Source organism: Paenibacillus sp. FSL F4-0236 (assembly GCF_038000135.1).
GTDB lineage: Bacteria > Bacillota > Bacilli > Paenibacillales > Paenibacillaceae > Paenibacillus_AQ.
Window position 1 is genome coordinate 6,727,122 of sequence record NZ_JBBOBK010000001.1, and the last position, 13,594, is coordinate 6,740,715.

General features: G+C 35.5%; 12 protein-coding genes. All 12 read left to right on the forward strand.

From position 1 onward, the window contains the following. Positions 1-3: 3 nt before the first annotated feature. The 12 genes from NSQ29_RS29890 to NSQ29_RS29945 all read left to right on the forward strand — a co-directional run bounded on the left by NSQ29_RS29890 (position 4) and on the right by NSQ29_RS29945 (position 13,470). Positions 4-987: a glycosyltransferase family 2 protein gene (locus tag NSQ29_RS29890; RefSeq protein WP_340973096.1), complete on the forward strand. Its 984-nt coding sequence runs from the start codon at positions 4-6 to the stop codon at positions 985-987. Positions 988-1,273: 286 nt separating this feature from the next. Next, entirely contained in the window at positions 1,274-4,660 is a 3,387-nt protein-coding gene (locus tag NSQ29_RS29895) for a hypothetical protein (protein WP_340973095.1), read from the forward strand. Positions 4,661-4,773: 113 nt separating this feature from the next. Then, positions 4,774-5,124, forward strand: coding sequence for a hypothetical protein (locus NSQ29_RS29900; protein WP_340973094.1), 351 nt, complete (start codon positions 4,774-4,776; stop codon positions 5,122-5,124). Between the two features lie 40 nt (positions 5,125-5,164). After that, on the forward strand, positions 5,165-6,277 hold the full coding sequence (locus NSQ29_RS29905) for an FAD/NAD(P)-binding protein (RefSeq protein ID WP_340973093.1): 1,113 nt from the start codon (positions 5,165-5,167) through the stop codon (positions 6,275-6,277). Next, positions 6,274-7,245 carry a glycosyltransferase gene (locus NSQ29_RS29910; RefSeq protein ID WP_340973091.1) on the forward strand — a complete coding sequence of 324 codons (972 nt, stop codon included), beginning with the start codon at positions 6,274-6,276 and terminating at the stop codon, positions 7,243-7,245. The genes NSQ29_RS29905 and NSQ29_RS29910 overlap by 4 nt, the downstream gene beginning before the upstream one ends. An 18-nt stretch (positions 7,246-7,263) precedes the next feature. Then, positions 7,264-8,046, forward strand: coding sequence for an NAD-dependent epimerase/dehydratase family protein (locus NSQ29_RS29915; protein ID WP_340973090.1), 783 nt, complete (start codon positions 7,264-7,266; stop codon positions 8,044-8,046). Beyond that, positions 8,043-8,855 carry a sugar phosphate isomerase/epimerase family protein gene (locus NSQ29_RS29920; RefSeq protein ID WP_340973088.1) on the forward strand — a complete coding sequence of 271 codons (813 nt, stop codon included), beginning with the start codon at positions 8,043-8,045 and terminating at the stop codon, positions 8,853-8,855. The genes NSQ29_RS29915 and NSQ29_RS29920 overlap by 4 nt, the downstream gene beginning before the upstream one ends. Before the next feature lie 20 nt (positions 8,856-8,875). Beyond that, complete coding sequence (locus tag NSQ29_RS29925) at positions 8,876-9,688, forward strand: glycosyltransferase family 2 protein (protein WP_340973087.1); 813 nt, start codon at positions 8,876-8,878, stop codon at positions 9,686-9,688. A gap of 159 nt (positions 9,689-9,847) precedes the next feature. Further along, positions 9,848-10,399, forward strand: coding sequence for a dTDP-4-dehydrorhamnose 3,5-epimerase (rfbC, locus tag NSQ29_RS29930; RefSeq protein WP_340973086.1), 552 nt, complete (start codon positions 9,848-9,850; stop codon positions 10,397-10,399). Positions 10,400-10,434: 35 nt separating this feature from the next. Then, complete coding sequence (gene rfbB, locus NSQ29_RS29935) at positions 10,435-11,457, forward strand: dTDP-glucose 4,6-dehydratase (protein ID WP_341126700.1); 1,023 nt, start codon at positions 10,435-10,437, stop codon at positions 11,455-11,457. Positions 11,458-11,465: 8 nt separating this feature from the next. Next, positions 11,466-12,329 carry a dTDP-4-dehydrorhamnose reductase gene (gene rfbD / locus NSQ29_RS29940; RefSeq protein WP_341126837.1) on the forward strand — a complete coding sequence of 288 codons (864 nt, stop codon included), beginning with the start codon at positions 11,466-11,468 and terminating at the stop codon, positions 12,327-12,329. 118 nt (positions 12,330-12,447) lie between these two features. Then, on the forward strand, positions 12,448-13,470 hold the full coding sequence (locus NSQ29_RS29945) for a glycosyltransferase family 2 protein (protein WP_341126701.1): 1,023 nt from the start codon (positions 12,448-12,450) through the stop codon (positions 13,468-13,470). Positions 13,471-13,594: the final 124 nt, after the last annotated feature.

A 13,594-nucleotide genomic window follows, 5' to 3' on the forward strand; every position in this document is an offset into this window, starting at 1 on the left:
ATTATGAATGTATCCATCGTTATTCCTAATTATAATGGCGAGAAATATTTAATTGACTGTCTTACTACTTTAAAAAAACAATCATATCAGGATTATGAGACTATATTGGTGGATAATGGTTCTACTGATAATAGTGTTAAGATCGCTCGTGATATAATGCCGAATATTATTTGCTTATTACTAGGAGAGAATAAAGGATTCAGCGCAGCGGTAAATCAGGGGATTCTAAATAGTAAAGGTAAATATGTTGCCTTATTAAACAATGATACTCTTTTAACTGAGACGTGGCTTGAAAATCTTCTTACTTGTATTGAAAGTAATGAAAATGCTTTCTCTTGTTCAAGTAAGATGCTCCAATTTCATGCTAATAATCTCATCGATAATGCGGGTGATGCGCTTACTCTTTTTGGATGGGCATATCAAGAGGGACATGGTAGCAATATTAGCAGATATCAAAATAATAGGCATATTTTCACTTCTTGTGCGGGTGCGGCAATATATAGACGTGAAGCTTTTGATAAAATAGGATATTTCGATGAGCATTTTTTTGCTTATTTAGAGGATGTAGACATTGGTTATAGAGCTCGTATAGAAGGTTATGATAATTTATTTTGTGCGGATTCGATTATTTATCACATAGGCAGTGCTACAACTGGAAATGGATACAACTCTGTGAAGGTAAGATTATCCGCTAGAAATAATGTGTACTTGCTCTATAAAAATATGTTAGGGATTCAGCTGCTTTTAAATGCTCCTTTCTTAATTATAGGACATATATTTAAATATCGATTTTATAAAAAAATAGGTTTTCAAAACGAATATATAGATGGAATTAAAGAAGGATTTGAAAAGAGAAGATTGATTAACAAAAGAAAATTCGAGTTTAGACATTGTTTTAATTACTTTGAAATTCAGGGTTGGCTTATTTCAAAAGGATTTATTTATGGATTTTTTAAAATTTGTAAAATAGTAAAAAGGGTTACATGATTCGAGTGAAAACTCCCTCTCAGTTGAGGTGGGAGTTTTACGCCTGCGATGTAACATAATTATTATTAATACTACCGACTAAACTGCAGCTAAACTTTATTTTCATTTTTTAATAATCCAATGTAGTAGATATAGCGAGAATACAGGTTATTTTCTTAAATCTAAGCTCTCACTAAAAAGAAGGTAAATTCTAGTTCCACTTACTTGGGGAATTAATCATTTATTTAAGCCTAAGGATTGTTGACTTGGAATTTTATCAAGTTAGTCGAAGGGGATAATTATAAAGATGCTAATCAAAAAGATGGAGAACTTATTTGAGAATAAAAAAGAATTAGCGGCATCAGCGGGTGCTTCAAGTATCCTGATTTCTTTATTGCTAGTACTCCCTATTATTAAAAGAATATTAACATATTCACCTGAAATTAAAGATTTTTCTAATCATATAATGTCTTGGGCAACAGCGTCTGATCTTAATATATCAACTCGCATTAATAGTTATTATTCCTTAATTATAGGCATACTAGTTATGTCAGCTTTACTTTTTCTCATAACCTGTAAAATGTTCTCCGGAAGATACAATGAAAAATCATCGCATCTATTTCTTTATATTAAACACCTCTCATTTATTGGTATAGCAGGAGTGGTGGGAAGTGTTTTATCGGCTAGTCAAGATTCCTCCCTTTATTTTCTGGGTGGAGCAGTCATATTAGGATACATATATATAAGGTTTAATGGTACCAATGATTTTGATATTACTAATTTACTATGGTGTATGTTGATTTCGATACCATTAAGTCTCTTTGTGACTGTGATTTCGAATAAGCTCCATATTATAGAGCATTTATTAGAGAGTAAATTCATGCAGAAATTAGGAATAGAAATAGATACTTTTTATTTTGTATTTATATGGTTTTTACTGTGTGTTATATTACTTTTTATTTTCCAAAGAGTCATAGGATTAATTAGTGGACAATACAATATAACAGTCAATGATTGTAGAAATATATTTATTCTAGCTAGCATACCTATCATATTTTCAGGGATTGTACAATCAATTATGCTTGAGATGCTAAATATATTGAATAAGAGATTCGATATTGTTTTTAATAAACCAATTGTTATGTATTCAGCGGTAATAATTTTCGCATTAACAATAATGTGGATTATTTCTACTAAACTATTAAGACAGAAGGCTGGTCAATTAAAGGCTAAAACAAATAAAACTCTTTATAATCTATATATTCCAGCAATATTGGTTACGTTTATACTTATGATTGTGCAGCCATATCGCATGGCGACGGTAGGTAATGAATATTTTGAAATGTCGAATCATGGGCTTTCGGTGGATCATCTTTTTAGATATGGGAGTATACCTTTAATTGAGAACTTTGATGCACATATGCTATCTAATCAAATTTTTGCATATATCTATTCTTTATTGAATGGTTATGAGCCGTGGGGAGCATTTCTCTATAATGGTTATATACAAATATTCGGGATTTTGGTCATGTTTTACTTATTGAAGTCTCTCATCGGAGAAATCAACTCATTTTTTTTCGTGTTAACTTTTCCTTTGTTAGATTATTTATTCAGCGAAACGTATTTGCTTTCAGGAATTTTACTGTTTAGCTTATATAAATATTTTAGAGAAACTCATTCACTTAAAAATAGCTTTGGGTTTTGGTTAACAGCTGGAGCATTGTGCTTATATAGATTAGATTTAGGTATGGCTGCAATAATCGGAGGTCTAGCAACGTTCCTTATTATATCCTTCACATATAAACGATATTCAGCGATTTTTAAATTTTTATGGTCTGGAATAATATCAGGATTTACGGCAATAGTTTTATTTGCGATGTTATGCTTATTCAAAGGGATAAATCCAAAAGAAAGAATTATTGAGTTTATTAAACTATGCCAATCTAATCAAAATTGGGCATATGCGAATGTTGGGGATAATAATCTAATAGCGTACACAATAAGTTATTACATTTTACCTCTATTTATAGCAGTGATTGTGCTATATTCTGTTTTGAAATATAGTTTATTGAAAAAAAATCTGTTACAAGTGAATCAGCAGAACTTTATAATGTTTATATATTTCTCAATATTCTTTCTATTTAATATTTCGAGAGGCATCGTACGACACTCTCTTGCAGAAGGTAGCTTAATTTACACCGTAGGGACGTTTTCTTTGGCAGCATTATCTTTTGTGGTTATGAGCAAGAATGGTATCGACAGGGTGGGGAGATTTTTAATCTCATCAATTGTTACAGTAGTAATAATAAATATAAATTTAACCGATTTTAGTGGTAGTGCTTCTATTGCATCAAAAGCACTTCTGTCTAAAAGCTACCAACAGCAATATGACAATTCAATTTCATTTGATGGTACACGCGTTAATGGTGAGCTACCCTCAGACGCTCAGCAACTGAAAGGAATACTTGATGTGACATTAAGTAAAGATGAAACATACTTTGATTTTTCATCAACTAATTATTTCTATGCTTTAGTCGGACGTAAGAATCCGATTTATGCAAATCAATCTCCACTTATGATTAGCGATGATAAAACACAAAAATTAGCCTTAAATGATATTAAGACTAAACAACCTCCGCTTGTTTTGATGCCCATTGCGGGAAAACTGTGGAGCCATATTGATAACATAGCAGTAGATTTTAAATACTATATGATATCAGAGTATATCTATGAAAATTATGAGCCTTTAATAAGGTTATCTAATTTTGATATTTATTCTTTGAAATCTAAAAAAGAAACTTTTCTCAGCAAATTAGAAGAAAGTAGTGTAATTAGGAATCTGATATATTCTAGTGATTTCGCAAATGCGAATTTAGAGGGAATATCGAATCACAATGCTATTACGGAAAAAGAAAACGGAGAATTTTTGCAAGTTCAGGGTACTGGAGACGATCCTTATATAGTTGGACAATTATCAAGTTTAATTGGTATTAAGTCTGCAGATATAAAATATGATGCGAGCAAACCAACAAGTATCAAGATTGATTTCGATGCGAACAAATCAGGAAATGTACAATTGTTCTATACGTTGAAAAGCGATGAGGATTTTTCTGAAGTTCAATCGCAGACCTATTATATCAATAGTATCGGGAAGAATAATATGGAAATCCATCTTCCATCAATGCCTTTTAAACTTAGGCTTGATATTAATAACACAGATGTTATGTTAAAAAAGTTAAACATCTCTCAGGGCTTAGAAATTATAAATGAGCAACCTGAAATTTGGACTAGAAATATCGGGAATATACCTATTCTTTGGGCAGAAAGAGATGGGAACGAAAATTATCAAAATGCACCATACCTTAATAAACCCATTATAAATACCACATATTTTTCATTAAATACGCAGGACATAATAAAGAATCAAACTACCTATTTAATATTACAAATAAAAAGCGAAGAAGACCGTAGTGCTTCAATTCAACTTGAATCTGATGGTAGTGAAGAAAAGGGGATATATGTATTTAATGTGTTAAAGGGGAGTCACGATTATGCAATTCGCCTAAGTACAGATTATAAATGGTGGAATAACGAAATAGAGGAAATTAAGTTTTTAGCAGATGGGGCTGTAACAATTAATAAATCATCTTTTTATATGGAAGGACAAAATAAATTTTATAATACTAAAGAGTAATCTATGATAGTTAATAGTAGAATAATATTACGTTGAGGAAGTAATTAAGTGTAATGCAAATGGATCGTAATAATGCTAGAATTGAAATGAAAATCAAATCATAGGAGATAATAATGTTACTTATATTGTTAGTTTTGGCCATGATTTTTAATATTTTCGCTCAAATTATTTTAAAGTATGGGATTAACCTAATAAGTCTTGATGGTCTAAATTTAAACTCATTATATAAAATGATATCCTCTCCTTATCTATGGTCAGGGGCTATTATGTATGGAGTAAGCTTTGTGTTTTATATATTTGCTTTATCTCGTGGTGAGCTTGGGCGGATTTCACCAATATCCCAGGCACTTACGACAGTTGGGATAGTTACAGCATCCATTGTAATATTTCATGAACCACTTACTGGATTTAAGGTGATTGGCGTTCTGTTATTAATCGCAGGAACTATTGTTATATTTAAGTGAAGTAAGGGACTCAACTTTTTTTAGAAAGGGATTGACTTTGTTGGATTACGATTATGTTGTTTTTGGTGCCGGAATCTATGGGTTATATGCTGCTCATTTATTAGCTAAAAGAGAATTAAAGATCGCGGTAATTGAAATTGATGACAAACCTCTACAAAGAGCAAGTTATATAAATCAGGCAAGAGTTCATAACGGATATCATTATCCACGAAGTGTATCTACTGCAACGAAATCAGCGCATTATTATGAACGCTTTGTGCAAGATTTTTCTTTCGCTATTAATGATAGATTTAAGAAGATTTACGCAATTTCTGCTAATGATTCATTGACTAATTCTGAACAGTTCTTAAATTTTTGTAACTATGTGGATATTCCTGCAATTGAGGTGAATAGTAATGCTTATTTTAATCCAGGGACAGTTGAAGCAACGTTTGAGACGCTAGAGTATAGCTATGATGCAAATTTGATTCGTGAGTGGTATATAAATGAGTTAAGCAAATTCAAAAATGTTGAGATTATGTTTAGTAAGATTTTAGATACAGTTAGTGAATCGAATGGTCAGTTTGTTCTAAGATTTTCCGATAAGACAATTAGCACTACCGCAAATATCTTAAATGCAACTTATGCTAGTATAAATCAAATTCTCCGTAAGTTTGATTTCGAATTATTTACAACAAAGTATGAAATATGCGAAGTGATTATGACTGAAGTGACGGATAACATTAAAAATGTCGGTATAACTGTAATGGATGGTCCGTTTTTTTCTCTAATGCCTTTTGGAGAGAGTTCCTATCATTCATTAACTTCTGTAGGACATACTCCGCATGAGTCTTCTTTCAGTGCTCTTCCGGAGTTCTCTTGCCAGCAACATAACCCTAACTGTACTCCTAATCAATTATCAAACTGTAACTTTTGTTTAGCGCAACCTGATTCTGCTTGGATTAGAATGCATCAACTCGCTAAAAAGTATTTAATTCCAGAAATTAAGTTAACTCAAAGAAAATCTTTATTCGCTGTTAAGGCCCTAATTAGTGCATCTGAACTTGATGACTCTCGTCCGACTGTGATTAAGGAGTTCTCAGAGAGTCCAAGATTCATATCAGTGTTCTCTGGGAAGTTTAATACTATTTATGATTTGGAGGAAGTACTATGAAAGAACAGGTATTTGTTTCAGTCGTTCTTTATGCGTATAATAACGAACGAGAAATTGAACAATCACTTATCCAATTTGATCGCATAATGAGGAGTCATTTTAAGAATTACGAAATTATATTGGTTAATGATTATAGTAATGACAGCACATTGGAAAAGGCCCACAATGCAATTAGAACAATTTATGCTGATACTACTATCATTAACTTGTCAAGAAAGCATGGTGTAGAACGTGCTATGATGGCTGGTTTAAATAAATCCATGGGTGATTTTGTTTTTGAAATAGAGTCATTAACAATCGACTTTGATGTGGAACTTTTATACGACATGTTCAAAACCTCAACTAATAAAGGATTTGATATTGTTGTAGCTTCATCTGGCCAAGTAGGATGGAAGTCTAAAGTATTTTATCAACTATTAAATAGAGTATCCTATCTAAATCTATCACTTTCTACTGAAACGGTTAGATTGGTTACTCGTCGCGCACTTAATGCAATGCAGAACCTAAAAGAGAAGGTAAGGTATCGGAAAGCACTTTATGAACTTACCGGTTATTCAAAAACTCTGATTCAATATCAGTCTGTAAATAAGGCTCGAGGAAGGAAAATGAATCGTGAAAATGTATCACTTGCAATGGATGCGTTAGTTTCGTTCTCACACTTTGGTTTGAGGGCTGCTCATTTACTAACGGGTGTGTTCTTTCTCTTTTCATTGTTTATGGGCGGATATGCAATGTATAACTACTTCTTTAATCAGTCGGTAGTTGAAGGTTGGACAACCTTAATGATTTTAATTTCGCTTGGTTTTGCTGGTTTGTTTTTTATAGGTGGGATCATAGGTGAGTATACATCACGTATTTTAATTGAAATTCAGAATCGTCCTTTTTACAGCACAAAATCTGTGGAAATGTTTAAAGAAAAGAAACCTCGCTTGGAATTAGTAAAAGATTTAGGAAATACTTCAAATTAGTTAACGAGGAGGGTTTTCATGAATAAAACTTGTCTTTTGGGGTACACAGGCTTTGTTGGCACTACATTGCTTACACAGACTAATTTTAATGACCTATATAATTCTTCAAATATTAAATCTATAGAAGATAAAGAATATGGTCTTGTTGTCTGCGCTGCTGCACCTGCAGTGAAATGGAAAGCTAATCAGGCTCCTCTTGAAGATCTTGATAATATCAATAGTTTAATTGAATCTTTAAAAAAAGTAAAAGCAGAGATGTTTGTCCTTATATCTACAGTTGATGTGTATATGAATCCTATTAATGTTGATGAGGATTCGAAAATTGATCCGGAAACTATAGACCCTTATGGTCGCCATAGATATTATTTGGAACAGTTTGTAAGAGATAATTTTAAAAATTATTCAATAATTAGACTTCCTGGCTTATTTGGCAAAGGATTAAAGAAAAACTTTATATATGATTTAATTAACTCTAATACTTTGGAATTAACACATTACCAGTCAGAGTTTCAATTTTATAATATGTGTAATTTATGGAATGATATTCAGATTGCTCTGAATAACTCACTATCATTAGTTAATTTCAGCACTGAACCAGTAAGTGCCTCCGAAATTGCTCGGAATTCAACAGGGAATTTATTTTTAAATGAAACGGTTAAAAACCCCGTTTTTTATAATATGAAAAGTAAATATGCGAATTTATTTAATTCTGAAGCTGAAGAGGGATATATGAAGTCGAAAGAGGAAATTATTCGAGAGATATCCGTATTTATTGAATGTGAGAAGAGGCTGCTCCAATGAATCTATCTATTTCCAATATTGCATGGAATGTTGAAGAAGATAATGAAATTAAAACTCTTCTTAAGAGATTGGGCATTAATGGTATTGAGATTGCTCCGACTAAAATATGGGAGAACCCTTTAGCGTGTACATCAATAGAAATTGAAAAATATAAGACTTATTGGCAATCTAACGGAATAGAGTTAGTAGCTATGCAATCCTTATTATTCGGTCAGAATCATTTGAAATTATTCTCAAATTCAGAATCACGTCTAGAAATGATTGAATATCTAACTGGTATTATTTCTCTAGCCGGACAGTTAGGGATTCGTTCTCTTGTTTTTGGCTCTCCAAAGAATAGGCTTGTTGGTTCATTGACTAAAAAGGAACAGTTTGAGATAGCAATTCCGTTTTTTTATGAGTTGGGGACTATAGCTGCTAAGGAAAATGTGACTTTGTGCATCGAACCTAATCCAACACAGTATGGTTGTGATTTTATAACAAACACTGAAGATGGAATCGCTCTTGTTAGGGAAGTAGGGATCTCTGGATTTCAGCTACATTTAGATGCGGGCGCACTCTTACTAAATAATGAACTTGTTTCATCAGTTATAGAAAAAAGCATGCCATATCTGAATCATTTTCATATTAGTGAACCTTATCTTAATAGAATAGGTTCAGAGGATACACAACATAAAAGAATAGCAGATGCTTTGAAAATGCAAGATTATAAAAATTGGATATCGATTGAAATGAGAAGTGATTTATCTTCAAGCAATATTAAAAGTGTTGAGAAAGCACTAATATATGCTATGGAAGTTTATTCCTAAAAGAGGGGGCGAATTTTACCGTGGATAAGATAGATTGGCAAATACCGAAATTTACACTTTCAGAATTCAAACCCAAGGCTAGTAAGTATTGTGTTTGTATCCCAGTTATCAATGAAGGGAATAAAATTAAAAAGCAGTTAGAGAAAATTAAACTTGTCTCAGATGTTATAGATATAATTATCTTGGATGGGGGAAGCACAGATGGTTCCTTAGATGATGCGTTTTTAAAAGATATGAATGTAAGAGCGCTTTTAACAAAACAGGACACAGGAAAACTGAGTGCTCAGTTACGAATGGGTTTTGCATATGCCATAACCGAACAATATCAAGGAATTATCACAGTGGATGGCAACAATAAGGATGGCGTTGAAAGTATTCCTGATTTTATTGAGAAACTTGATGAAGGTTATGATTTTGTTCAGGGCTCTCGATATGTGCCTGGAGGCACTGAAGTTAATACACCTCTCTCAAGAAAATTAGCTATTAAACTAATGCATGCTCCTTTTATTTCATTAATGGCTGGATTTCATTATACTGATACGACGAATGGATTCAGGGCACATTCTACAAGGCTCCTTTTAGATGACAGATTAAAACCGTTCAGGGATGTTTTTGACACTTATGAATTGTTAGGATATTTATCTGTAAAAGCCCCTAAACTAGGGTATAAGGTGATAGAAATTCCAGTGTCACGGTCATATCCAAAAGGGAAAGTTCCTACTAAAATAAGTCCTTTACGAGGGAATTTGCTATTAATTAAAACTCTTTTGAATTTATATATGAATAAATATGACGCCCATCAAAATACTAGACAATCGGTTAAGGAATTATAAAAGGATATTTACCAGGGAAATCAAAATAGTTTTCTGTTATGATCCTTTAATGGTGGTTTTGAATACATTATATTAAATTATTACAAATTATTATTTAGGCTTAATGAAAATAATCTTAAAAATTCAGGAAATTAAAATGTAAGGAGGAAGCTATAAGTTATGAAGGTCACTCCTTTTAAATTACAAGGTGCAAGCTTATTGGAACCGGTGACCCACGGTGATACTCGAGGTTTTTTTATGGAAAGCTATAACGAAGAAATTATGCATAAGCTCGGCGTAAACAACAAATTCATCCAAGACAATCAATCCCTCTCTGCAGAGGTTGGTGTCCTGCGTGGTCTACACTACCAGTTGAACCCAAAGGCCCAAACAAAGTTAATTCGTGTCTTAACCGGCGCTATTTATGATGTAATCGTAGATATTCGTCGTAATTCTCCTACATTTGGTCAATGGGTCGGAGTAATACTTAGCGAATATAACAAACGCCAACTGCTTGTACCTAAAGGCTTCGCGCATGGCTTCTGCACGTTGGTCCCTAATACCCAAGTGTTATACAAGGTGGACGAATATTATTCCCCTGAGAATGATCGCGGCATATTATGGAATGATCCAGCGTTAGGTATTGATTGGCCGACTTCTAGTCCGATATTATCGGATAAAGATCAACGTCATCCTGTACTGATGGACGCGGAACTTAACTTCGAATTATAAACATAACATTTCATTGAACAAAAGGTGGGCTATAAATGAAACTGCTAGTTACCGGTGGAGCCGGATTTATCGGCAGCAACTTTGTATTATACATGCTGCAACAACATCCTGATTATCAAATCGTTAACGTAGACGCGTTGACATATGCAGGTAATTTGGAGAATTTGAAGTCAATTGAAAATCATCCGAACCACAAGTTCGTAAAAGCAGACATTACAGATGTACAGGCAATGGATGCTTTGTTTAGCCAAGGTGTTGATGTAGTGGTAAATTTCGCGGCTGAATCGCATGTGGATCGGAGTATTTTGGAGCCAGAAGTGTTTGTGAAGACGAACGTGCTTGGAACACAAGTACTTTTGGATGCGGCGAAAAAATACAGTGTTACTAAATTCGTTCAGGTTTCTACGGATGAGGTATACGGATCACTTGGAGCAACCGGTTTGTTTACTGAAGAAACTCCTTTGACTCCGAACAGTCCATATTCGGCAAGTAAAGCTGGTGGCGACTTGCTTGTACGTGCATACCATGAGACATTCGGACTGCCAGTGAACATTACCCGCTGCTCGAACAATTATGGCCCGTACCAATTCCCTGAGAAGCTTATTCCGCTTATGATCTCCCGCGCACTTGCGGATCAAGCGTTGCCTGTATATGGCGATGGGATGAATATCCGTGACTGGTTGTATGTTGAGGATCACTGCAGCGCGATTGATTTGGTTATCCGCAAGGGCGTGAACGGTGAAGTATACAACATTGGTGGCAATAACGAACGTACAAATGTGCATATCGTGAACACAGTATTGCAGGAACTTGGCAAACCTGATTCACTGATTACTTATGTTCAAGACCGTCCGGGTCATGATCGCCGCTATGGAATTGATCCTACCAAGATTATGAACGAACTGGGTTGGAAGCCAAAACATACGTTTGAAACAGGTATTAAAGAAACCATCCAATGGTATCTCAATAACCGCGAATGGTGGACTCGCATTCAATCTGGGGAATACCAGAAGTACGCTGAATTACAATATGGCGATCGTTTGGGAGAATCTCTGTAATGGCTCAACTGAAGGTACTTGTTACAGGTGCGGCCGGACAATTGGGTCAGGATGTTGTTTTACTACTCCAGCATCATGGTCACCAAGTGATGGGCTGCGACCGTCAAGAGATGGATATCACCGATCTGGATCAGTGTATCCGGGTTATTGGTGAGTATGGACCGGATGCTGTCATTCATTGTGCTGCGCATACAGCAGTAGATGCGGCAGAAAGTGACATCGATGCAGCTTATTTAATTAATGCAATGGGCAGTCGAAATGTAGCGCTAGCTTCTGAAAAAGCTGGAGCTAAGCTGGTGTACATTAGTACGGATTACGTATTTGATGGTTTGGGAGTACAGCCTTACCATGAGTATGATAATACAGACCCTAAGAGTATATATGGTAAATCGAAACGTGCGGGTGAAGTGTTAGTTCAATCCCTTTCCTCTAAGTATTTCATCGTACGCACATCATGGGTGTATGGTAAATACGGGAATAACTTTGTCAAAACAATGATAAAGCTTGGTCAAGAAAAGCCAATGCTTCAAGTAGTCGATGACCAAAAGGGTTCGCCTACCTATACAGTTGATTTAGCTCGTTTCTTGCTTGAGCTTATCCAAACTGAGAAGTATGGTGTATACCATGCGTCAAATAGCGACTCATGTACTTGGTTTGAATTTACACAGGCGATCTTTGCAGAGGCTGAGGATATTTTGGGTTTGAAATTCACCGCAAAGCTTGAACCTTGTGCTACGGAACAGTTCCCAAGACCTGCACCGCGTCCTCGGAATTCGGTGATGGAGCATTTGTCGATACGTACGAATGGATTTGAGGATATTCGACCTTGGCGTGAGGGCCTGAGAGATTTCCTGTTAGAGCTAAAAGAATAAGATAGTAGCAATTGAAACTCCCAAATCGTTTATAACGATACGGGAGTTTTTTGTATTCTTTCGTTATAATAAGAGGGGAGTGTGTAGTTAACAAGAAATTACAAAGTCGAGGATACTCATGAATAACAAAACAGTAAGTGTACATATCGTCACCTACAACAGTGCTGACGACATCATAGATTGTATAGAGGCAGTAATGGCACAGGATTATTTGGTCAAAAAAATTGTCGTAGTGGACAACGCTTCAACTGATGGTTCGGCGGATAAGGTCAGAACGTTCTATCACCAGTTTAACTCGGACTCACCCGCTGCATTCTTGGTGGGGCATGAAGCTATGAACTCCGCAAGGGAGATAAAGCAATATCCAACAATTGACCTTCTGGAGAATGAGCTTAACACAGGCTTCGCCCCAGCCCACAACCAGGCCATTTCGGCCACGAATACAGATTACGTGCTCGTCCTTAACCCTGACCTAACGCTTGCTCCAGACTATATCTCCAGACTAATCACACAGATGGAGAATAATCCACAGATCGGCAGCGCCACAGGCAAGCTTTTGCTGAAGGCGGATCATGGGCTGGTAGACAGCACAGGTCTCCGAATGAACAGAGCACGCCGTGCATTTGATCGCGGTGCGGGTGAGCCAGCTGACCAATGGACGCAATCGGGTCCTGTATTCGGTGTATCTGGAGCGGCTGCGATGTATTCTCGGCGGATGATCAACGACATAATTGTTGATGGCGAATTTTTTGATGACGACTTTTTTGCTTATAAGGAAGATGTGGATGTGGCTTGGAGGGCGGAGTTATTCGGCTGGCGGGGATATTATGATGCTGAGGCGATCGGGTATCACGAACGTGGCTGGAAAACGTCTGGTCGTAACACGAAGCCGTTGTTCATCCGACGAATATCTTACATTAACCGCTACAAAATGATCTACAAGAATGAACAGACTCGAACTATGCTGAAGACAATCTTCATTTCTCTTCCCTATGAGCTTGCCGCACATGGCTATATGCTTCTGAGAGAGCCACAGTTAATTACAGCGTGGAAGTCCTTTTTCACTCAGCTTCCAGCGTTAAAAAAGAAGCGGGAGTATATACAAGCCGCGATAAAAGAGAGAAAGAAACACGAAAGCTAAACCACATATGGAAAAACCTCCCTGAAACGTCACCTCTTCTCAGGGAGGTTTTATGTTATAATTATTGTCGGTAGATTACTATATTTGTCAGGAGCGTTACGCAGTGAATGTAGATGTAAGCATA

Excerpts from the sequence above, each read along its gene's own strand:
- rfbB (WP_341126700.1), top strand. The coding sequence starts at position 10,435 with ATGAAACTGCTAGTTACCGGTGGAGCCGGATTTATCGGCAGCAACTTT.
- rfbC (WP_340973086.1), top strand. The coding sequence starts at position 9,848 with ATGAAGGTCACTCCTTTTAAATTACAAGGTGCAAGCTTATTGGAACCG.
- NSQ29_RS29915 (WP_340973090.1), top strand. The coding sequence starts at position 7,264 with ATGAATAAAACTTGTCTTTTGGGGTACACAGGCTTTGTTGGCACTACA.
- NSQ29_RS29920 (WP_340973088.1), top strand. The coding sequence starts at position 8,043 with ATGAATCTATCTATTTCCAATATTGCATGGAATGTTGAAGAAGATAAT.
- NSQ29_RS29910 (WP_340973091.1), top strand. The coding sequence starts at position 6,274 with ATGAAAGAACAGGTATTTGTTTCAGTCGTTCTTTATGCGTATAATAAC.
- NSQ29_RS29895 (WP_340973095.1), top strand. The coding sequence starts at position 1,274 with ATGCTAATCAAAAAGATGGAGAACTTATTTGAGAATAAAAAAGAATTA.
- NSQ29_RS29945 (WP_341126701.1), top strand. The coding sequence starts at position 12,448 with ATGAATAACAAAACAGTAAGTGTACATATCGTCACCTACAACAGTGCT.
- NSQ29_RS29900 (WP_340973094.1), top strand. The coding sequence starts at position 4,774 with ATGTTACTTATATTGTTAGTTTTGGCCATGATTTTTAATATTTTCGCT.
- NSQ29_RS29890 (WP_340973096.1), top strand. The coding sequence starts at position 4 with ATGAATGTATCCATCGTTATTCCTAATTATAATGGCGAGAAATATTTA.